21 protein-coding genes are annotated in these 16480 nt (G+C 70.2%); 9 read left to right on the top strand and 12 right to left on the bottom strand.

What is annotated here, in order from left to right:
- The first annotated feature begins 21 nt into the window (after positions 1-21).
- Entirely contained in the window at positions 22-540 is a 519-nt protein-coding gene (locus JHN45_RS25010) for a flavin reductase family protein (RefSeq protein WP_234469406.1), read from the top strand.
- Here the strand turns inward: JHN45_RS25010 and JHN45_RS25015 are convergent.
- Positions 521-1429: an oxygenase MpaB family protein gene (locus tag JHN45_RS25015; RefSeq protein WP_236584064.1), complete on the bottom strand. Its 909-nt coding sequence runs from the start codon at positions 1427-1429 to the stop codon at positions 521-523. The two genes, JHN45_RS25010 and JHN45_RS25015, sit on opposite strands and share 20 nt — an antisense overlap.
- A gap of 197 nt (positions 1430-1626) precedes the next feature.
- On the opposite strand from JHN45_RS25015, the gene JHN45_RS25020 reads away from it, so the two are divergent.
- On the top strand, positions 1627-2271 hold the full coding sequence (locus JHN45_RS25020; protein WP_200715875.1) for an isoprenylcysteine carboxylmethyltransferase family protein: 645 nt from the start codon (positions 1627-1629) through the stop codon (positions 2269-2271).
- Positions 2272-2320: 49 nt separating this feature from the next.
- Here JHN45_RS25020 and JHN45_RS25025 read toward each other — a convergent pair whose 3' ends face one another.
- The gene (locus JHN45_RS25025) at positions 2321-3076 is read right to left on the bottom strand and encodes a peptidyl-tRNA hydrolase (protein WP_200715985.1); all 756 of its coding nucleotides are present in this window, start codon (positions 3074-3076) and stop codon (positions 2321-2323) included.
- An 87-nt stretch (positions 3077-3163) separates the two neighbouring features.
- Between JHN45_RS25025 and JHN45_RS25030 the strand changes: the two genes are divergently transcribed.
- On the top strand, positions 3164-3295 hold the full coding sequence (locus tag JHN45_RS25030) for a hypothetical protein (RefSeq protein WP_268982321.1): 132 nt from the start codon (positions 3164-3166) through the stop codon (positions 3293-3295).
- Here JHN45_RS25030 and JHN45_RS25035 read toward each other — a convergent pair.
- From JHN45_RS25035 to zapE, 9 genes are all read right to left on the bottom strand, one after another.
- On the bottom strand, positions 3287-3439 hold the full coding sequence (locus JHN45_RS25035) for a hypothetical protein (protein WP_201050719.1): 153 nt from the start codon (positions 3437-3439) through the stop codon (positions 3287-3289). The two genes, JHN45_RS25030 and JHN45_RS25035, sit on opposite strands and share 9 nt — an antisense overlap.
- A gap of 29 nt (positions 3440-3468) precedes the next feature.
- Positions 3469-4311 (bottom strand): polysaccharide deacetylase family protein, encoded by an 843-nt coding sequence (locus JHN45_RS25040; protein ID WP_201050720.1) that lies wholly within the window; start codon positions 4309-4311, stop codon positions 3469-3471.
- A 55-nt stretch (positions 4312-4366) separates the two neighbouring features.
- A complete protein-coding gene (locus JHN45_RS25045; protein ID WP_201050721.1) occupies positions 4367-5242 on the bottom strand; it encodes a polyphosphate kinase 2 family protein in 876 nt (291 codons plus the stop codon).
- Between the two features lie 59 nt (positions 5243-5301).
- Positions 5302-5856 carry a YbhB/YbcL family Raf kinase inhibitor-like protein gene (locus JHN45_RS25050; RefSeq protein ID WP_200715989.1) on the bottom strand — a complete coding sequence of 185 codons (555 nt, stop codon included), beginning with the start codon at positions 5854-5856 and terminating at the stop codon, positions 5302-5304.
- A 9-nt stretch (positions 5857-5865) separates the two neighbouring features.
- The gene (locus JHN45_RS25055) at positions 5866-6666 is read right to left on the bottom strand and encodes a slipin family protein (RefSeq protein ID WP_200715990.1); all 801 of its coding nucleotides are present in this window, start codon (positions 6664-6666) and stop codon (positions 5866-5868) included.
- Between the two features lie 100 nt (positions 6667-6766).
- Positions 6767-8224, bottom strand: a complete 1458-nt coding sequence (locus JHN45_RS25060) for a SulP family inorganic anion transporter (protein ID WP_201050722.1) — start codon at positions 8222-8224, stop codon at positions 6767-6769.
- A gap of 8 nt (positions 8225-8232) precedes the next feature.
- Entirely contained in the window at positions 8233-8811 is a 579-nt protein-coding gene (locus JHN45_RS25065) for a carbonic anhydrase (RefSeq protein ID WP_200715992.1), read from the bottom strand.
- Between the two features lie 87 nt (positions 8812-8898).
- On the bottom strand, positions 8899-9297 hold the full coding sequence (locus JHN45_RS25070) for a hypothetical protein (protein ID WP_200715993.1): 399 nt from the start codon (positions 9295-9297) through the stop codon (positions 8899-8901).
- 154 nt (positions 9298-9451) lie between these two features.
- Positions 9452-10555, bottom strand: coding sequence for a cell division protein ZapE (gene zapE, locus JHN45_RS25075; RefSeq protein ID WP_200715994.1), 1104 nt, complete (start codon positions 10553-10555; stop codon positions 9452-9454).
- A 37-nt stretch (positions 10556-10592) separates the two neighbouring features.
- On the opposite strand from zapE, the gene JHN45_RS25080 reads away from it, so the two are divergent.
- The 6 genes from JHN45_RS25080 (at position 10593) to JHN45_RS25105 (ending at position 15286) form a co-directional block, all read left to right on the top strand.
- Entirely contained in the window at positions 10593-11387 is a 795-nt protein-coding gene (locus JHN45_RS25080; RefSeq protein ID WP_201050723.1) for a pyrimidine reductase family protein, read from the top strand.
- A gap of 155 nt (positions 11388-11542) precedes the next feature.
- Positions 11543-12016, top strand: coding sequence for an indole-3-glycerol phosphate synthase (locus JHN45_RS25085; protein ID WP_200715996.1), 474 nt, complete (start codon positions 11543-11545; stop codon positions 12014-12016).
- A 108-nt stretch (positions 12017-12124) separates the two neighbouring features.
- Positions 12125-13519, top strand: a complete 1395-nt coding sequence (murC, locus tag JHN45_RS25090) for a UDP-N-acetylmuramate--L-alanine ligase (protein ID WP_200715997.1) — start codon at positions 12125-12127, stop codon at positions 13517-13519.
- A gap of 13 nt (positions 13520-13532) precedes the next feature.
- Positions 13533-13940, top strand: a complete 408-nt coding sequence (gene msrB, locus JHN45_RS25095) for a peptide-methionine (R)-S-oxide reductase MsrB (RefSeq protein ID WP_201050724.1) — start codon at positions 13533-13535, stop codon at positions 13938-13940.
- Positions 13941-14060: 120 nt separating this feature from the next.
- Entirely contained in the window at positions 14061-14636 is a 576-nt protein-coding gene (locus tag JHN45_RS25100; protein WP_236584065.1) for an RNA polymerase sigma factor, read from the top strand.
- The gene (locus JHN45_RS25105; RefSeq protein ID WP_201050726.1) at positions 14633-15286 is read left to right on the top strand and encodes a hypothetical protein; all 654 of its coding nucleotides are present in this window, start codon (positions 14633-14635) and stop codon (positions 15284-15286) included. Before JHN45_RS25100 ends, JHN45_RS25105 begins: the two co-directional genes overlap by 4 nt.
- Before the next feature lie 64 nt (positions 15287-15350).
- Here the strand turns inward: JHN45_RS25105 and JHN45_RS25110 are convergent.
- Positions 15351-16480 (bottom strand): subtype B tannase (locus tag JHN45_RS25110; RefSeq protein ID WP_236584066.1); only part of this gene is annotated, 1130 nt, incomplete at its 5' end.

Below are 16480 nucleotides of genomic sequence, written 5' to 3' on the forward strand. Positions count from 1 at the left end.
CACACGGAAGGGGGTTGCACGATGACGGCAATGGAAGGCCTGGAGAATCTGGACGGCATCACCTCCGATCCCGGGGAGATGACCAGGGCGTTCTCCGGCTTCCCGGCGGGGGTCGCGGCCCTCTCCGCGCGCGTCCACGGCGACCCGACCGTCATGATCGTCTCGTCGTTCGCCGTCGGCGTCTCCCACAACCCGCCCATGGTCTCCTTCGCCGCACAGCACACCTCGACGACCTGGCCGGTACTCTCCCGCGCGCAGGCCATCGGGATCTCCGTCCTGGGCGAGGGCCACAGCGACAAGGCCCGCCAACTCGCCTCCCGCAGCAAGGCGGCCCGCTTCGCCGACCTGCGCACGGTGGAGGCGGAATCGGGTGCGATCTTCCTCGACGGCGCACCGGTATGGCTGGAGTGCACCGTCGAGCACAGCTATCCGGCCGGCGACCACGACATCATCGTGCTGCGCGTGCTGGCGATGAGGTCGGACGACGAGCGGAGTCCGCTGGTGTGGCACCGAAGGACCCTCAAGATGCTGGGGAGTTGAGCGCCGGGCCGGTGCGGCGCCGGGTCTGCCGCAGGCGCTCGGGAAGCGGTCTGCGGTAGTCGGGGAGAAGGCGCTGGGCGAGGAACGCGGACTTCAGGAACAGGCGGACGGCACGCTCGCGGCGCGGGGTGAGCGTGCCGATCCGGTGCAGCCGGCAGACCCGCTCGCCGGCGAGACACCGGGTCAGATCTCTGCCGAACTCCCGTAAGGGGAACGGGAACCAGCGCTCGGCGAAGAACTCCATCATCGCGGTCGCCACCCGATGACCGGACTCCGTCCCCTCGTACGGCCGCGCCTCGAATTTCAGGGCGAACTCGGTCATCGCGTCCCAGTCCTCGGGGAACGCCTCGTCGGCCAGTGGCCCGGACTCGCGTTCCAGGAGCCGGAAGAGGGTCCGCGCCCAGCGATGCCAGGCGACCTTCATGCCCTCGCTGGTACCGGGCAGCCCGAGAGAGGTCTGGAGGCGGTCGGCGAACGTGGCCAGCAGGACCAGGGGATAGACGAAGTCGTCGACGTCGTCGAAGTTGCCGGGCAGCTGCGGGGTCGCGCGGGCGATGGACAGGTGGATGCGGTTGAGCCGCTCGGCGGCGGAGCGGCCCGACGGGCTGGACAGCCCGTCCACCATCCACGCCATCAGGAACCTGTTGCCGTCCTCGAAACGCCGCCGGGGCCGCTTCTCCAGCTTCGCGGTGTGGGCCAGGGTGGCGGCTCCGAAGCCCGGCTGCATCATGCGCATCGTGCCCGGATAGACCATCATCGCCAGCGCGAACTCGGGGACGCGGTGGCCGACGTAGAGCGAGATCATGCGCTCCCAGTCGGCGTCCGGGCCCATCCGGGCCAGCTCGCGGTCGACCCACTTGTAGCCACGGCGCACGGTCTGTTCCCCCATCCCCCCATTCGGACTTTCAGGAGGGGGACGCCGCGGCACCTGCCGCCCGATGCCCTGATCCGTCGTGATCTACGTCACCTCGACCGCGAGTAGTGGATCCGTGACGGATCGATGAGGGATCTCCACCCGAGGGTGGAGCCGCTGAATCAGCCCGTGGGTGGTGGTGAACCACGCAGGTCGGGGCGCAGCCTTGTGCCATGGGATCACTACATTCCGCACTCGTCGCTCTCACCGGCGTCTGTGTCGCGATCTTCGTCGTGGCGTGGATCGCGGGCGCGGTGTACTTCGGCGTGAAGAGCGAGGCAGGCCTCGCCGGCTGGGTACGCGGCCTGCGCCGCACCCTGCCCCGGCGACTTCTGCTGATCGCGGGCGCCTACGCGTTCTCCCTGCTCATCAGACACACCCCAGACTCCTTCTGGCACCACCTCCAGTACTGGCAGCCCGAACTCGCCCTCCTCGGCGCCCTGATCGCCGTCGCCTCCACGGCTCTGCTGCTCTGGGCCCGCTGGGTGCTGGGCGTCATGTGGGCCAGCATCCCGCTGGTCCACGAACACCACGAACTGCGCACCGAGGGTCCGTACCGAATAGTGCGGCACCCCATCTACACCGGCCTGCTCGGCCTGGTCCTCGGCGGAATGCTGGCCTGCGGCTTCGGCGTCTGGATCGTGTTCCTGGCCGTCGCCGTCCCCTGGCTGCTGCGCCGGGTCCGCATAGAGGACGGCCTGATGGCCGACCGGTTCGGTGCGTCCTACGAGGCCTACCGCGCCCGCGTCCCGGCACTGATCCCGTGGACCCGACCTGCTCCGGTCGGACCCGGGGCTGTCGGCAGTCGGCAAGGTTAGGGACAGGGACAGAGGGAGGGGCGGGGGAGGGGGACGGGGGCCCGCGGCCTCAGTCGACCGGTCCCCGCCCCCCGTCGCCCAGTTCGCCGACCCGGTGGTGTCCCTCGACCGCGACGGTCAGTCCGGGGGCGATCTCCGTGAAGCCCGCGTCCCGGACCAACGGCCGTTCGCTGTCGATGAGTTCGGCCCACTGGGCAGGGGCTGCGGTGCGTACGGAGAGCGGGAAGCCGGCCTGGCGCCAGGCGGTCCGCTCCTCCTCCGACAGCTCCCACCAGGCGAGTTGGGCGCCATGGCCGGTCTGGGCCATCGTCTTGCCGGCGGACATGTCGAGGTCGGGGTTCAGCCAGAGCACCGGCGCCGTCGGGTCCGCGTCGGCCGGCGGTTCGGGGTCGTCGAGGTCGGTGCCGGACACCTGGAGCCGGGCCAGATCCTTGGGCCAGCCGTCGAGCGGGACGGGCGGGAAGACCCGTACCTCCGCCGACTTCCCGGTCACCGTGATGCCCGGCAGCGCCTCGGCCCGCCGCCACTCGGCCCCACGCGCCCGCCGCACCACCTTCCGGATCCGCGCGTCCTGCCAGTCCCGCATGACCTGCGCCCACTCCCCGTCACCGAGGGCCCGCTCGTCACTCAGGATCGTCAGCACGGCCCGGGCCGCCGTCTCCAACGCGTCCGTCCGAGCCGGCGGGGCATCCCGCTCGATCCGCACGACCAGGGGCAACACGAACTGGGGTGCCTCGTCCCGCACGGTGCGCTCATTACGGAAGGGGTCGACATCGCCGCCGGAAACGGTGGAATCACTGGTCACGCCGTCCAGTCTGCCAGGGGGAGGGGCGGCTCCTGAAAGCACCACTGCGCGCCCAGCCACAACGCACCTCGACGACGAAGGCCACCGGTGACTGGCTTGATGACCGGCTCGCAGTCGGGCACGGGTTCGGTCGCGCTGCTGCCTCTGGCCGCGGTGGCTCCGGTCACGGCGGCCTCGACCGCCGCGACCTGCGCCCTCACGTCCCGCCGCTCACCCTGAACAGGCGGTCCGCTGCGCCTTCTGCCACTCGCACACGGGGCACAGCGTGATCCCCTTGTGTGTCACCGGGTACTCGGTGGGCTCCCGGCACAGCACACACTCCGCGTACGCGGGTGCCGATGCCTCGTCTTCCTCGTCGCTCATGGGACCAGCGTAAGAGGGGCACGCGCCCCTCAGCGGTGTCGGTCCGCCGCCCCGATCAGCTCGGAGACCTTCACGAACCGGTACCCCTTCTTCCGCAGCTCGGGCACGATCATGCGGACGGCCTTCTCGGTCGCCGGGGCGGCACTGCGCGTGCAGTGCATGACGACCACCGAGCCGGGCTGCACACCCTCCAGCACCTGCTGGGCCACCGCATCGGAGTCCGTGGCGAAGGCGTCGCCGCTCACCACGTCCCACTGCACCGCCGTGACACCGACCGCGCTCAGCGTCTTCAGCGCCTGCCGGTCGTAACACCCGCCGGGGAAGCGGAAGTACGGCATCGCGTTCGGCACGCCCGCCTTCTTGAAGGCCGTGTACGCCCGCTCCACATCGGCCTTCATCCGGTCCCGGGACACGGTCGGCAGGCCGTAGCAGTCGCCGGTGAAGGCGTAGTGGCTGTAGGAATGGTTGGCGATCTCGAACTGCGGGTCCCGCCCGATGTCGCGGGCCTCGGCCGGGTACTCGTCGGCCCACCGACCGGTCATGAACACGGTCGCCGGCACCTTCAGCGCCCGCAGCGTCGCGATGAGCTGCGGATTGTCGAAGTGCTCGCCCGCCGCGGCGCGCGGTCCCTGATCGGCGGTCATGTCGGCGTCGAAGGTCAGCGCGACGGTCTTGCCGTCCACGCGCGGACCGTTCTTGAACACGGGGGTCAGCCCGGCGGGACCGGGCGCGAGGGTGGGCGGCCGGGAAGGCGCGGCGGCGGATGCGGTGGGCGCCGGACGGCTGGCGTGGGGCGCGGAAGGGGCCCCGCAGGCGGTGAGCGCGGCGCCGAGTGCACAGGCGGCGGCGACTCGTCGTACTCGAATGGTCACCGTAGGAACATAAGTGAGTAAAAGTGACTAATTGGCCATCGACACGGAACGGACGTCAGTCGGAGCCGAGCAGCCGCTCCCGGCACGCTGCCACGTCGAAGTCCGCCTCCGGATACCGCGGATCCAGCGCCGTCAGGTGGTCCAGGAGCAGGCGGCTGATCGCCCAGTTGCGGTACCACTTGCGGTCGGCGGGGATCAGGTACCAGGGGGCCTCCGGGGTGGAGCAGCGGGTGAGGGCGGTCTCGTAGGCCTGTTGGTACGCGGGCCACAGGGCGCGTTCCTCGATGTCGCCGGGGTTGAACTTCCAGTGCTTGTCCGGGTTGTCGAGGCGTTCGAGCAGGCGGCGGCGCTGTTGGTCGTAGGAGATGTGGAGGAAGCACTTGACGACCGTCACGCCGTCGTCCGTCAGGGACTTCTCGAAGCGGTTGATGCGGCCGTAGCGGTCGTTGATCTCGCGGTGCGGGGCGAGTTCGCGGACGCGGGCGATGAGGACGTCCTCGTAGTGCGAGCGGTCGAAGATGCCGATCTCGCCGGGCTCGGGGAGGGCGCGTTTGATGCGCCAGAGGAAGTCGTGCTTCCGCTCCTCCGGTGTGGGTGCCTTGAAGGCCCGGATGCGGCAGCCGGAGGGGTTGAACAGGCCGATGACGTGCTTGACCGTGCCGCCCTTGCCGCTGGTGTCCATGCCCTGGAGGACCAGGAGGAGGCGGCGCCGGTCGCCGCCCGTGCTGGCCGCCCACAGGCGTTCCTGCAGGTCGGCCAGGTTTTCGCCCATCCGGGCGGTGTCCTTGAGGCCGGCGGCCTTGTCGGCGGGGCCGCCGGGGACGGCCGTGGCGTCGTAGGCGGAGAGGTCGACCGGTCGGCCGGCGGGGACGCGCAGCAGGTCGGTGAGGGCCTGCTTTCCGTTCTCGCGCTTCGTGCCCTTGTTGGCCATGGGGGGACCCCTTCCGGTCGGCTCCCTCGATCCTGCGGCGCGCGGGCGGGGGCCGCCAGTCAGCGCCCGTAGCGGCCGGTCAGCGTGCCCGAGGCCAGGGTGTGGCCGGTCAGGGCGCGTCGTACGTCGTCGGGTGAGGCGTCGGTGGCGAGGGCGAGTTTCCGGTCGGCGGCGTACACCGAGAGGACGTAGCGGTGGGGCGCGGCTCCCCTGGGCGGGCACGGGCCGCCGTAGCCGGTCTTCTTGAAGCTGTTGCGGCCCTGGACCGCGCCCTGAGGCGACTCCCCGGCCGTCAGGCGGCTGTCCTGCGGGGGCACTCCCCACATCAGCCAGTGGGTGAACGTGCCGTGCGGAGCGCTCGGGTCCTCCAGGACCACGACCAGTTCTGCCGCGCCGGCGGGGACGCCGGTGAAGGTCAGGGGCGGGGAGACGTTCGCGCCGTCACAGGTGTAGCGGCGCGGGACGGTGCCGTTCTCGGTGAACGCCGTACTCGTGACCGCGATCCGCTGCGAGGCACTCGGCGTGGGCACGGCCGCGCCGTCTCCGTCGCCCCCGCATCCGGCGATGCTCCCCAGTGCGGCGGCCACCGCGACGATCGCGAACCTCGGGCGCATGGCGGCATGTTACTGCTCGACGGCGGGCGGGGGAGGGGGCTGCGGTGGCTGCGGCTGTGCCCGTTCCAGGAAGCGCAGCAGTTCCACCGGGAAGGGGAGGACGAGGGTCGAGTTCTTCTCGGCCGCGACCGCAACCACCGTTTGCAGGAGGCGGAGTTGGAGGGCGGCGGGCTGCTCGGACATCTGCTCGGCGGCTTCGGCGAGTTTCTTGGAGGCCTGCAACTCGGCGTCGGCGTTGATGATCCGGGCCCGGCGTTCGCGGTCGGCCTCGGCCTGGCGGGCCATCGAGCGTTTCATGGTCTCGGGGAGGGAGACGTCCTTGATCTCGACGCGGTCGATCTGCACGCCCCAGCCGATGGAGGGGCTGTCGATCATCAACTCCAGGCCCTGGTTGAGCTTTTCGCGGTTGGAGAGGAGATCGTCGAGGTCGCTCTTGCCGATGATGGAGCGCAGGGACGTCTGCGCCATCTGGGACACCGCGAAGCGGTAGTCCTCGACCTTGACGATCGCGTCGGTCGCGTCGACGACCTTGAAGTAGACGACCGCGTCGACCCGGACCGTCACGTTGTCGCGGGTGATGCCTTCCTGGGCGGGCACGGGCATCGTCACGATCTGCATGTTGACCTTGCGGAGCTTGTCCACGAACGGGACGACCGTGGTGAAGCCGGGGCCCCGCACCTCGCCGGACACCCGCCCGAGGCGGAAGACGACCCCGCGTTCGTACTGCTTGACGACCCTGGCCGCCGCAGCGACGTACACGGCGCACGCGGAACCGGCCGCCACGCCCGCCACCAGCAGTTCCTGGAGCATTCCGACCCCCTTGCCGAGAGGCCCTTTTGTCTGATCCTGCAAGGGTATGCCCGGTGCCTGCCCCAGGGCCACGATCACCCCGGGGCAGGCACCGGCCCGCCTACGCGGCGGTGACCTTCACCGGCTCGGTACCGGCCGCGCTGTGCCGCTCGGCCCAGTTCTCCAGGGCCGTACGGCAGGCGTGGTCCAGGTGGTGCAGGCCGGGGAGGTGCAGTTCGACCGGCCGGTCCTGGGGGAGCGCCTCCAGGCTGTCGAGGATCTTCGGCAGCCGCAGGAAAGTCGCGTTGCCCGACAGGTACGCCTGCACCGGGCCGGAGCCCTTGTCGACGACCTCCATTTTGATGTGCGAGGCCTCCCACGCCGTCTTCGCGACGGCCAGCGCGAGCCCGATGAGCACGCCCTCGAACATGCTGACCGCGACGATCGACAACGCCGTGACGACCAGGATCAGCGCCTCGCCCCGGTGCTCGCGCCACAGCGACACGATCTCCCGGACGGGGATCAGCTTGGCTCCGGCGTGCACCAGGATGCCCGCCAGGGCCGGGATCGGGATGTACGCGAGGACGTCCGGCAGCAGCGCCGCGAACAGCAGCAGCCATACGCCGTGCATCACCCGGGACGCCTTCGTCCGCGCGCCCGCCTGTACGTTCGCCGCGCTGCGCACGATCACCGCGGTCATCGGCAGCGCGCCGAGCAGCCCGCAGATCGCGTTGCCCGCGCCCTGCGCGACGAGTTCCTTGTCGTACTCGGTGCGCGGCCCGGAGTGCAGCCGGTCCACCGCCGCCGCGCTGAACAGCGACTCGGCCGACGCGATCAGCGTGAACGCGACCACCGTGCCGAGCAGCCCGACCTGCGCCAGCTCACCGAACTCGCCGAGTGGCGGCGGCTGGAGCGACCCGAGCAGGCCCTGCACCTCGACGGTCGCCACCGGCAGCCCGAAGGCGAGCGCGGCGAGCGTCGCCAGTCCTACGGCGGCCAGCGGGCCCGGCACCGTACGGACCTTGGCCGGCAGCCGCTTCCACAGCACCAGGACGGCGATGGTGGCGGCGCCGAGCGCCAGCGAGGCCAGCGCCTTCGTGTTCCCGGCGGCGTCGACGAGCGTGCCGGGCAACTCGGCTATCTTGTCGAGACCCGAGGCGGGGGCCTTCGCCCCCGCCACCGAGTACAACTGCCCGGCGATCAGCACCAGTCCGATACCGGCGAGCATGCCCTCGACGACCGAGACCGAGATGGCCCGGAAGTAGCGCCCCAACTTCAGGACGCCCATGAGGACTTGGAGCACACCGGTCGCGAGCACGATCACTCCGAGGGCGGGCAGTCCGTACTCCCGCACCGCCTCGAAGACCAGCACGGTCAGACCGGCGGCGGGCCCGGACACCTGGAGGCTGCTGCCCCGCATGAGTCCGGTGACGATCCCGCCCACGATGCCGGTGACCAGGCCGAGTTCGGCCGGTACACCGGAGGCGACGGCCACGCCCACGCAGAGCGGGAGCGCGACCAGGAACACGACGAGGGAGGCGGCGAAGTCCTGCCGCAGACAAGGGAATGTGGTCGTCATCGGCGCGCTCACAGGGCCTTGAAGGTGTCGGTGGCCGGGTCGTGCACCTGGACCGCGCCTGTGTGGACCTCGTAGAACCAGGCGTGCAGGGCGAGTTGACGGTCCTTCAGTTTCTTCTCGATGTACGGGTACGAGCGCAGCCTCAGCAACTGCGTGAGGACGTGGCTCTGTACGCCTTCGGACACGGCCGGGTCCTCGACCGCCCCCTGTGGCTTGGGGGTGGCCCGGGTGAGCCAGTCGCGCACGGCGGGTACGGCGGTCAGGTCGTCGCCGCGCACCAGGGCGCCGACCGCGCCGCAGTGCGAGTGGCCGCAGACCACGATGTCGGAGACGCCGAGGACCTCCACGGCGTACTCGATGGTGCACGCCTCGCTCGTGGGGTGCTCGGAGGCGTACGGCGGAACGATGTTGCCGGCGGTGCGCAGTTCGAAGAGCTGGCCGGGGCGGGCACCCGTGATCAGGGCCGGTACGACCCTGGAGTCGGAGCAGGTGATGAACAGCACCTGCGGGGACTGGCCTTCGGCGAGTTTGGCGAACTCCTCAGGGCGTTGTCCGAACGTACGGGCGTTGTCGATGAGGGGCTGCATGGCGTGAGTACTCCTCCTGGCGCGCCCTCTGGGCGCGTCGGGCTTGCATGACAGTGTGCGTGGGGGAACCGACTGCCTGCTCGGCTCTCAGCAGCGGAAGACCTGAAGTGCCGCCGGAGAGTGCGCTGTCGAGGATCTCGCTGTGCGGTGGTGCGCCGCGCCGGGCGCCACCTCTGTGCGTACGGCCGCCGGGTCCTGTGTCAGCAGGGGGCGTTCGGGCGTCTCGGGCCCGCAGTCGACGGTGCGGAAACGGTCGCGCAGCCGCATCGGGACGGTGGGGGTCCCGGAGGCGCCGCAGTCGCGGAACGAGATCGTCTCGGCGCGCAGGGCCTTGCCGCTGAGCTTGAGCCCGGGCTGGGCCTTGGCCTCCGCATGACGCGCTGTGTGCGCGGGTGCGAAGGATTCCATGGGTGCGAAGAACGGAAGGGCAAGGAGGACGGCGGTGAGGAGCGTCACGACGGTCCGAGCCGTCCTACCTCGGAACATGCGCCCCCCTCCAGCCGATTCGTGTTCCTAGTACAGACCAAGGCCAGGTCAACGGCTGGTCAAGTGACACGGTATCCCGGCGAAGTTGTTTGCAGGGTTAACGGAGCGTTTCCGATCCAAGAGAGCGTGAAAAGCGTGCCTGGGCTGGCGTGAACTAGACGGTTTCGACGAGGCCCTTGGCGTCCCGGGCCAGCGCGGTGAGGCGGGAGATCGCGCGGAAGTACTTCTTGCGGTAGCCGCCGTTCAGCATCTCCTCGCTGAACAGCCGGTCGAAGGGCAACCCCGAGGCCAGGACGGGCACTTCACGGTCGTAGAGCCGGTCCGCGAGGACGACGAGCCGTAGCGCGGTCGACTGGTCGGGTATCGGCCGGACGTCGGTGAGGCAGACCGCCCTGAGGCCGTCGGTCAGGGCGCCGTAGCGGCTGGGGTGGACCTTGGCGAGGTGGGCGAGGAGGTGCGGGAAGTCGTCCAGGGAGGCGTCGGCGGTGGCGTACGCCGCCTTCGTGACCTGCTCGTCGGTGAACGGCTTCGGGGCCTCGGGCAGCCCGCGGTGGCGGTAGTCGTCGCCGTCGATGCGCAGCGAGCGGAAGTGCGCGGACAGGCCCTGGATCTCGCGCAGGAAGTCGACGGACGCGAAGCGGCCCTCGCCGAGCTTGCCCGGCAGCGTGTTGGAGGTGGCGGCGAGCGCGACGCCCGCGTCGACCAGCTTGCCGAGCAGGGTCGACACCAGGACGGTGTCGCCCGGGTCGTCGAGCTCGAACTCGTCTATGCACAGCAGGCGGTGGCCCGAGAGCGTCTGGACCGTCTTCTGGAAGCCGAGCGCGCCGACCAGGTTCGTCAGCTCGACGAAGGTGCCGAAGGCCTTGAGCGCGGGCTCGGCCGGGGTCGCGTGCCACAGGGAGGCCAGCAGGTGGGTCTTGCCGACGCCGTAGCCGCCGTCCAGATAGACGCCACGGGGGCCCGCCGGGGTCCTGGGCGCCCGGCCCCTGCCGAAACCGAGGAAGCCGCGCTTCGCGCCGGCCGCGTGCGCCCCGCCGAGTCCGGCGGCGAAGGTCTCCAGGACGCCGACGGCCTCGGTCTGGCTGGGCTGGTTCGGGTCCGGGATGTACGTGGCGAAGCGCACCGAGTCGAAGCGCGGCGGCGGCACCATCTCGGCGACCAGCCGGTCCGCGGGGACGAACGGCTCACGGGCGCACAGGGACAGCGGGGCCGCGTCTGCTATCGGGCTGATCCCGGAGGCGGCTGAGGAGGACGACACGGTTCACCACTCTAAAGGCCGTGCCACACTGCACGACATGCGACGCCTGTTCCCTGTGACCGACGAAACAGCAGCCCAGGCCTCGGACGGGGCCCCTGATGCGCGTGGGACGGACCGGGAGTGGGGGCTTCCGGAACTCGCGGAGGCGTACGCCTACCCCGTGGGGGAGGGCCCCTGGCTGCGCGCCAACATGGTGTCCACGCTGGATGGGGCCGGTCAGCACGAGGGCCGCTCGCAGCCCATCTCCGGTGACGCCGACATGCGGATCTTCGGCACCCTGCGGGCGCTGGCGGATGTCGTGGTCGTCGGTGCGGAAACGGTACGCCAGGAGGGTTACCGGCCCGCACGCGCGCGTGCCGAGTTCGCGGCGGCGCGGGCGGCGGCCGGGCAGGGGCCCGCCCCCGTGATCGCGGTCGTCACCGCGAGCCTCGACCTGGACTTCTCGCTTCCGCTTTTCGTCTCGCCCCTGGTGCCGACGCTCGTCCTGACGGGCGCTCTCGCGGCGCCGGACCGCGTCGCCGCCGCCGAGAAGGCGGGCGCCCGGGTGGTGGTCGCCGGTGACGGCACCGGCGTGGACCCCGCACGGGCCGTACGGGCGCTCGCGGACCTGGGGCACGCCCGGCTGCTTACCGAGGGCGGGCCGCGGCTGCTCGGGCAGTTCGTGGCCGCCGGGGTGCTCGACGAACTGTGCGTGACCCTCTCGCCGATGCTCGTGGCGGGGGAGGCGCAGCGGATCGCCGGGGGGCCGTCGGTTAAGGTTCCTCAGCGCTTCGAACTGGTGTCCCTGCTGGAAGAGGCCGGGTTCCTGTTCGGTCGCTACCGCCGGAGCTGAAAACGAGGCGGAATGATCCGTTCCGTTTGTCTTTCGGCGGGCACACTAAATCCGGCAGTACCCGTGCGATCACGGGGCAGGATGGTTTCCGCAGGGCCTGGCAGGCCCACGGAGGAGAGAGGGCCCGCGGGTCCTCGAAGGAGAAGGGGCGCCTGGTGTTCACAAGCGTACTGATGATCGAGAAGGCCCTTACGTCCGCCGACGTGGAGTTCGTCACCACCTTGCACGGTGACGAGACCGTCTCCTTCCACGTGTTGCTCCAGCCCCGCGGCGACCAGGCGGACCGCCTGCTGCGGGCCATCGACGACGTCGCCCTCGGCGAACTCGACGAGGCGGCGCACGAGCGGGAGACCCCCGAGGGCAAGGACGCGGCGGAACTCGGCGCGCAGGCCCTGTCGGTGTCCCTGGACGCCCTGCACGCGGCCGGCAGCGAGGCCGAGGGGCGGCTCATCGAGGACCACCCGCTGGACGCCCTCAAGACCCTGGTGGACGAGATCGGCGCCGACGAGGTCATCGTGCTGACCGACCCCCACTACGTGGAGGAGTTCTTCCACCGCGACTGGGCCTCGCGGGCCCGTCACAAGGTCGGCGTACCGGTGCTGAAGCTGTTCTCGCACAGCAAGGAGTAGCGGGCGGGGAGCGGCGGGCGGGTGTCCGTGATTGTCGGTGGCACCGAATAGGCTGGCCGCCGAACGTCCGCCGTATCCGTACGAACCAGCACGCACAGGGAGACACACATGGCACCCGGCCTTCCCACCGCCATGGACCGACCGCACTTCATCGGCATCGGCGGGGCCGGAATGTCGGGGATCGCCAAGATCCTCGCGCAGCGCGGCGCGAAGGTCGCGGGCAGCGACGCCAAGGACTCCGCGACCGCCGACGCGCTGCGCGCCCTGGGCGCCACCGTGCACATCGGACACGCGGCGGAGCACCTCGCCGACGACGCCACCTCGGTGGTCGTGTCGTCGGCGATCCGCAAGGACAACCCCGAGCTGGCCCGCGCGGCCGAGCTGGGCATCCCCGTCGTCCACCGCTCGGACGCCCTCGCCCGCCTGATGGACGGCCTGCGCCCGATCGCCGTCGCGGGCACGCACGGCAAGACGACCACCACGTCGATGCTGGCGGTCTCGCTGACCGAGCTGGGCCTTGAGCCCTCGTACGCGATCGGCGGCGACCTGGACGCCCCCGGCTCGAACGCGCTGCACGGCGACGGCGAGATCTTCGTCGCCGAGGCCGACGAATCCGACCGCAGCTTCCACAAGTACGCCCCCGAGGTCGCGATCGTCCTCAATGTGGAGCTCGACCACCACGCCAACTACGCGTCCATGGAAGAGATCTACGACTCCTTCCAGACCTTCGCCGACCGGATCGTGCCCGGCGGCACGCTGGTGATCTCGGCCGACCACGAGGGCGCGCGCGAGCTGACCCGCCGGGTGGCCGACTCCGCTTCCGTGAAGACGGTGACATACGGGGAGGCGGAGGACGCCGACGTGCGCATCCTCTCCGTGGTCGCGCAGGGCCTGAAGAGCGAGGTGACGGTGGTCCTGGGAGGCGAGGAACTCACCTTCACCGTCTCCGTCCCCGGCCGCCACTACGCGAGCAACGCGGTCGCCGCCCTCGCCGCGGGCGCCGCGCTCGGCATCCCGGCCGCGGAACTGGCGCCCGCGCTCGCCGCCTACACGGGTGTGAAGCGGCGCCTCCAGCTCAAGGGCGAGGCGGCCGGCGTCCAGGTGATCGACTCCTACGCCCACCACCCCACCGAGATGAGCGCCGACCTGGAGGCGATGCGCGCGGCGGCCTCCACCTCGCGCCTGCTGGTGGTCTTCCAGCCCCACCTGTTCTCCCGCACCCAGGAGCTCGGCAAGGAGATGGGCCAGGCCCTGGCCCTCGCGGACGCCTCCCTGGTCCTGGACATCTACCCGGCCCGCGAGGACCCGATCCCGGGCGTCACCAGCGACCTGATCATCGAGGCCGCGCGCGCGGCGGGCGCCGACGTGACCCCGGTCCACGACAAGGCGGACGTCCCCGAGGCCGTCGCGGGAATGGCGAAGCCCGGTGATCTGGTTCTCACCATGGGAGCGGGCGATGTGACTGACCTCGGCCCGCGGATCCTGGACCGTCTCGCGAAGTAAGGGGCTGAGCTGCATGTCGTACGACGTCGAAAAGCCGGACGAGGAATGGCGCGCGGAGCTGAACCCGGCCGAGTACGCGGTGCTGCGGCAGGCCGGCACGGAGCCCGCCTTCGTCGGTGAGTACACCGACACCAAGACGAAGGGCGTCTACTCCTGTCGCGCCTGCGGCGCCGAACTCTTCACCTCCACCGAGAAGTTCGAGTCCCACTGCGGCTGGCCGAGCTTCTACGACCCGAAGGACACCGACGCGGTCGAACTGATCGCGGACCGCTCGCACGGGATGGTGCGCACCGAGGTGCGCTGCGCCCGGTGCGGGTCGCACCTCGGGCACGTGTTCGAGGGTGAAGGGTATGCGACGCCCACGGACCAGCGGTACTGCATCAACAGCATCTCGCTGCGGCTGACGCCCGACGAGAGCTGAGCCCTCCGGACACGACCGTGCCCGCCCACCGTCACCGACGGTGGGCGGGCACTTGCGTGCGCGCCACCTCCTTGCTGAAAGAACCCGGCCGGTGTCGGACACGGACGGGGCGTGGAATCCATGGCGGAACAGGAGACCCGTCGGCTGCGACGGGCACGCTTCGAAGGACTGGCGCAGGTGGTGACGGCGCCCCTGCACCGGTATCTGGTGCGCCGAGCGGCCCCTGACATGGTCGAGGACGTCCTGTCCGACACCATGCTGGTGCTGTGGCGTCGCATCGACCATGTACCCGGGCTCGGAAACGGGTCCCTGCCCGATCGCGACGACGTGCTCCCCTGGTGCTACGGGGTGGCGCGCGGCTGCCTGGCCAACGCCCGCCGGGCGCACGGACGCAGGCTCCGTCTGGTCGAGCGGTTGACGAGTGTTCAGCAGGCACCCGTGTCCGACGTCACCGATCACGGTGAACTGCATGCCGCACTGGCCGCACTCGGGGAATTGGATCGCGAGGTGATACGGCTGTGGGCGTGGGAGGAATTGGCTCCACGGCAGATCGCCGAGGCGACCGGAATGACGTCCAACGCGGTGAGCGTGCGGCTGCACCGGGCGAAGAAGAAAATCGCCGAACAACTCCAGGCGGGGCGAAAGAACGCCGAACTCGCCGGACACAAGATGAGTGAAGGAAGGAGCGGTCAGTGAATGACAACGAGTTGCTGACTGTACTGAGGGATGCGGATCCCGCGTTTACCTCACGAGCTCCGCTGCCGGACATCAATCGTCTTGTGGAGGCTGCAATGACTGCAATGAAGAACGACTCTGTGGCAACGCCGGAAATCACCCACATCGACATCGACACCACGAATCCCACCGCGAAGATCACCGCAGGAAAGGGCCGCCGGCGTCTCCTCGGGCTCGCGGCCGCCGCCGCGCTGCTCCTCGGCGGTGGCGTCACCGCAGGCATCACGGCGAACTCCGGCAACGGCCACGCGACCGAAGCCGTCAAGCGGCTGAGCCTCAGCGCCGCCCACACCGGGAACGACAAGGGCAACGGAAAGTGCCAGGCGCCGGTTCCCGACCAGCTGGCGGGTTATCCGACGCTTTTCTACGGGACGGTCACTTCCGTGAAGGGGCCGCTGATCACCTTCCACGTCGACCATTGGCTGCGCGGTGGTGGCCCTCGCACCATCCTGGTGAGCAATGACCCGGACTTCCCGGAGAACCTCACCTTCACGGTCGGCCAGCATTACATCGTGGCCGCCGAAAGGGACGGGTCCATTCCCTCCTGCGGTACGAACTGGGTCTCGGACAGGGAATGGAGGCAGTTCAACGACGCATTCGGCGGAAAGTAGCGTCACTGCTTAATGGAGGCGGGGCACCGGTCCGGTGCCCCGCCCCGGTTTCACCGCGGGGCTATCAGATGCTGTAGCCGGTGATCTCGCCCATCCACTTGATCAGGTCGCCCGGGTCCTCGTTGGCGCCGTGGCCGCCGTCCCAGTACATCTTCAGGTTGACGTCGTCGCCGAGGTTCTGCGTCTTGAGGGCAAGGTTGGTGATCGCCGTCAGGGAGTGCGTGGTGTCGCTGGTGCCGATCCGCAGCCACCAGTGCCTCGCTCGGCGCGGGTTGCGCTCCTCCAGGTAGGTCATCGGGTTGGTCAGCCTGACCTTGTGCGGGATGTCGCGGTCGACCGTGGCGGTCTTGTCACCGGTGGCGTACCGCAGGCCGAAGGTGGTGAAGTGCCGCGCGACGTGGGTCTCGTCGCCGAAGTAGCCCGGCTCCGGTTCCGACAGGGCCTTGTCGTCGAAGGCGGGCACGGGACGGGACCTGGCGATGTGCGCGATGTATCCGTCCCAGGAGAAAGTCGCCCTGTCGCCGGACCAGTCGATGAAGGGGTTGGCGGTCAGGTAGGCCGTCCGGTCGGCTTCGGAGAGCGCCCGCAGATGGCTGGTCGCGGCCGGCTGTACGTAGTTCTCCAGCAGGTACCGGTCGTAGTTGGCGGCCGTCACCCGGCCGAACCGGCCCACGCCGTGCAGGCCGAGCGAGGCCTGGTACTCCGCGAACTGCGCGGTCAGTTGCTTCGAGGCCGTCTGGTCGACCAGCTCGCCGTTCAGCTTCGCCGAGCCGTACATCCACTCGTAGGCCTTGTCGGCGTTGCCGAGGTCGATGATCGGGCAGAAGACGGCGGAGGCGAACACCGCGTCGCTTGCCTCGGCCGCGCCCAACTCCCGCAGGTAGGAGTCGAACAGCGGGCTGCCCACGGAGGCGCCCATCATCGAGGAGAAGTTGCCGCCTGCGCTGCCGCCGTTGGTGATGATCTTGTTGGGGTCGCCGGGCAGCACGCCCTTGTTCTTGTGGACGTACCGCAGGGCCGCCTTCAGGTCGACGAGGGCGGCGGGAGCCTTGCCGTAGTACGTGCCGTCCTTGACGTTCTCCCGTCCGCGCGCGCCCGAGGTGACCACGACGTAGCCGGCCGCGAGGGCCAGTGCCGAGTTGTCGCCCTGGTCGCCCGCCCCGGGCGGCAGCGGGGGCCTGGTCGTGGGGGACG

Source organism: Streptomyces sp. MBT53 (assembly GCF_016654115.1).
Lineage (GTDB): Bacteria > Actinomycetota > Actinomycetes > Streptomycetales > Streptomycetaceae > Streptomyces.

Excerpts from the sequence above, each read along its gene's own strand:
- JHN45_RS25010 (WP_234469406.1), top strand. The coding sequence starts at position 22 with ATGACGGCAATGGAAGGCCTGGAGAATCTGGACGGCATCACCTCCGAT.
- JHN45_RS25015 (WP_236584064.1), bottom strand. The coding sequence starts at position 1,429 with ATGGGGGAACAGACCGTGCGCCGTGGCTACAAGTGGGTCGACCGCGAG.
- JHN45_RS25020 (WP_200715875.1), top strand. The coding sequence starts at position 1,627 with ATGGGATCACTACATTCCGCACTCGTCGCTCTCACCGGCGTCTGTGTC.
- JHN45_RS25035 (WP_201050719.1), bottom strand. The coding sequence starts at position 3,439 with ATGAGCGACGAGGAAGACGAGGCATCGGCACCCGCGTACGCGGAGTGT.
- JHN45_RS25045 (WP_201050721.1), bottom strand. The coding sequence starts at position 5,242 with ATGGCCAACAAGGGCACGAAGCGCGAGAACGGAAAGCAGGCCCTCACC.
- JHN45_RS25050 (WP_200715989.1), bottom strand. The coding sequence starts at position 5,856 with ATGCGCCCGAGGTTCGCGATCGTCGCGGTGGCCGCCGCACTGGGGAGC.
- JHN45_RS25055 (WP_200715990.1), bottom strand. The coding sequence starts at position 6,666 with ATGCTCCAGGAACTGCTGGTGGCGGGCGTGGCGGCCGGTTCCGCGTGC.
- JHN45_RS25060 (WP_201050722.1), bottom strand. The coding sequence starts at position 8,224 with ATGACGACCACATTCCCTTGTCTGCGGCAGGACTTCGCCGCCTCCCTC.
- JHN45_RS25065 (WP_200715992.1), bottom strand. The coding sequence starts at position 8,811 with ATGCAGCCCCTCATCGACAACGCCCGTACGTTCGGACAACGCCCTGAG.
- JHN45_RS25070 (WP_200715993.1), bottom strand. The coding sequence starts at position 9,297 with ATGTTCCGAGGTAGGACGGCTCGGACCGTCGTGACGCTCCTCACCGCC.
- JHN45_RS25080 (WP_201050723.1), top strand. The coding sequence starts at position 10,593 with ATGCGACGCCTGTTCCCTGTGACCGACGAAACAGCAGCCCAGGCCTCG.
- murC (WP_200715997.1), top strand. The coding sequence starts at position 12,125 with ATGGCACCCGGCCTTCCCACCGCCATGGACCGACCGCACTTCATCGGC.
- msrB (WP_201050724.1), top strand. The coding sequence starts at position 13,533 with ATGTCGTACGACGTCGAAAAGCCGGACGAGGAATGGCGCGCGGAGCTG.
- JHN45_RS25100 (WP_236584065.1), top strand. The coding sequence starts at position 14,061 with ATGGCGGAACAGGAGACCCGTCGGCTGCGACGGGCACGCTTCGAAGGA.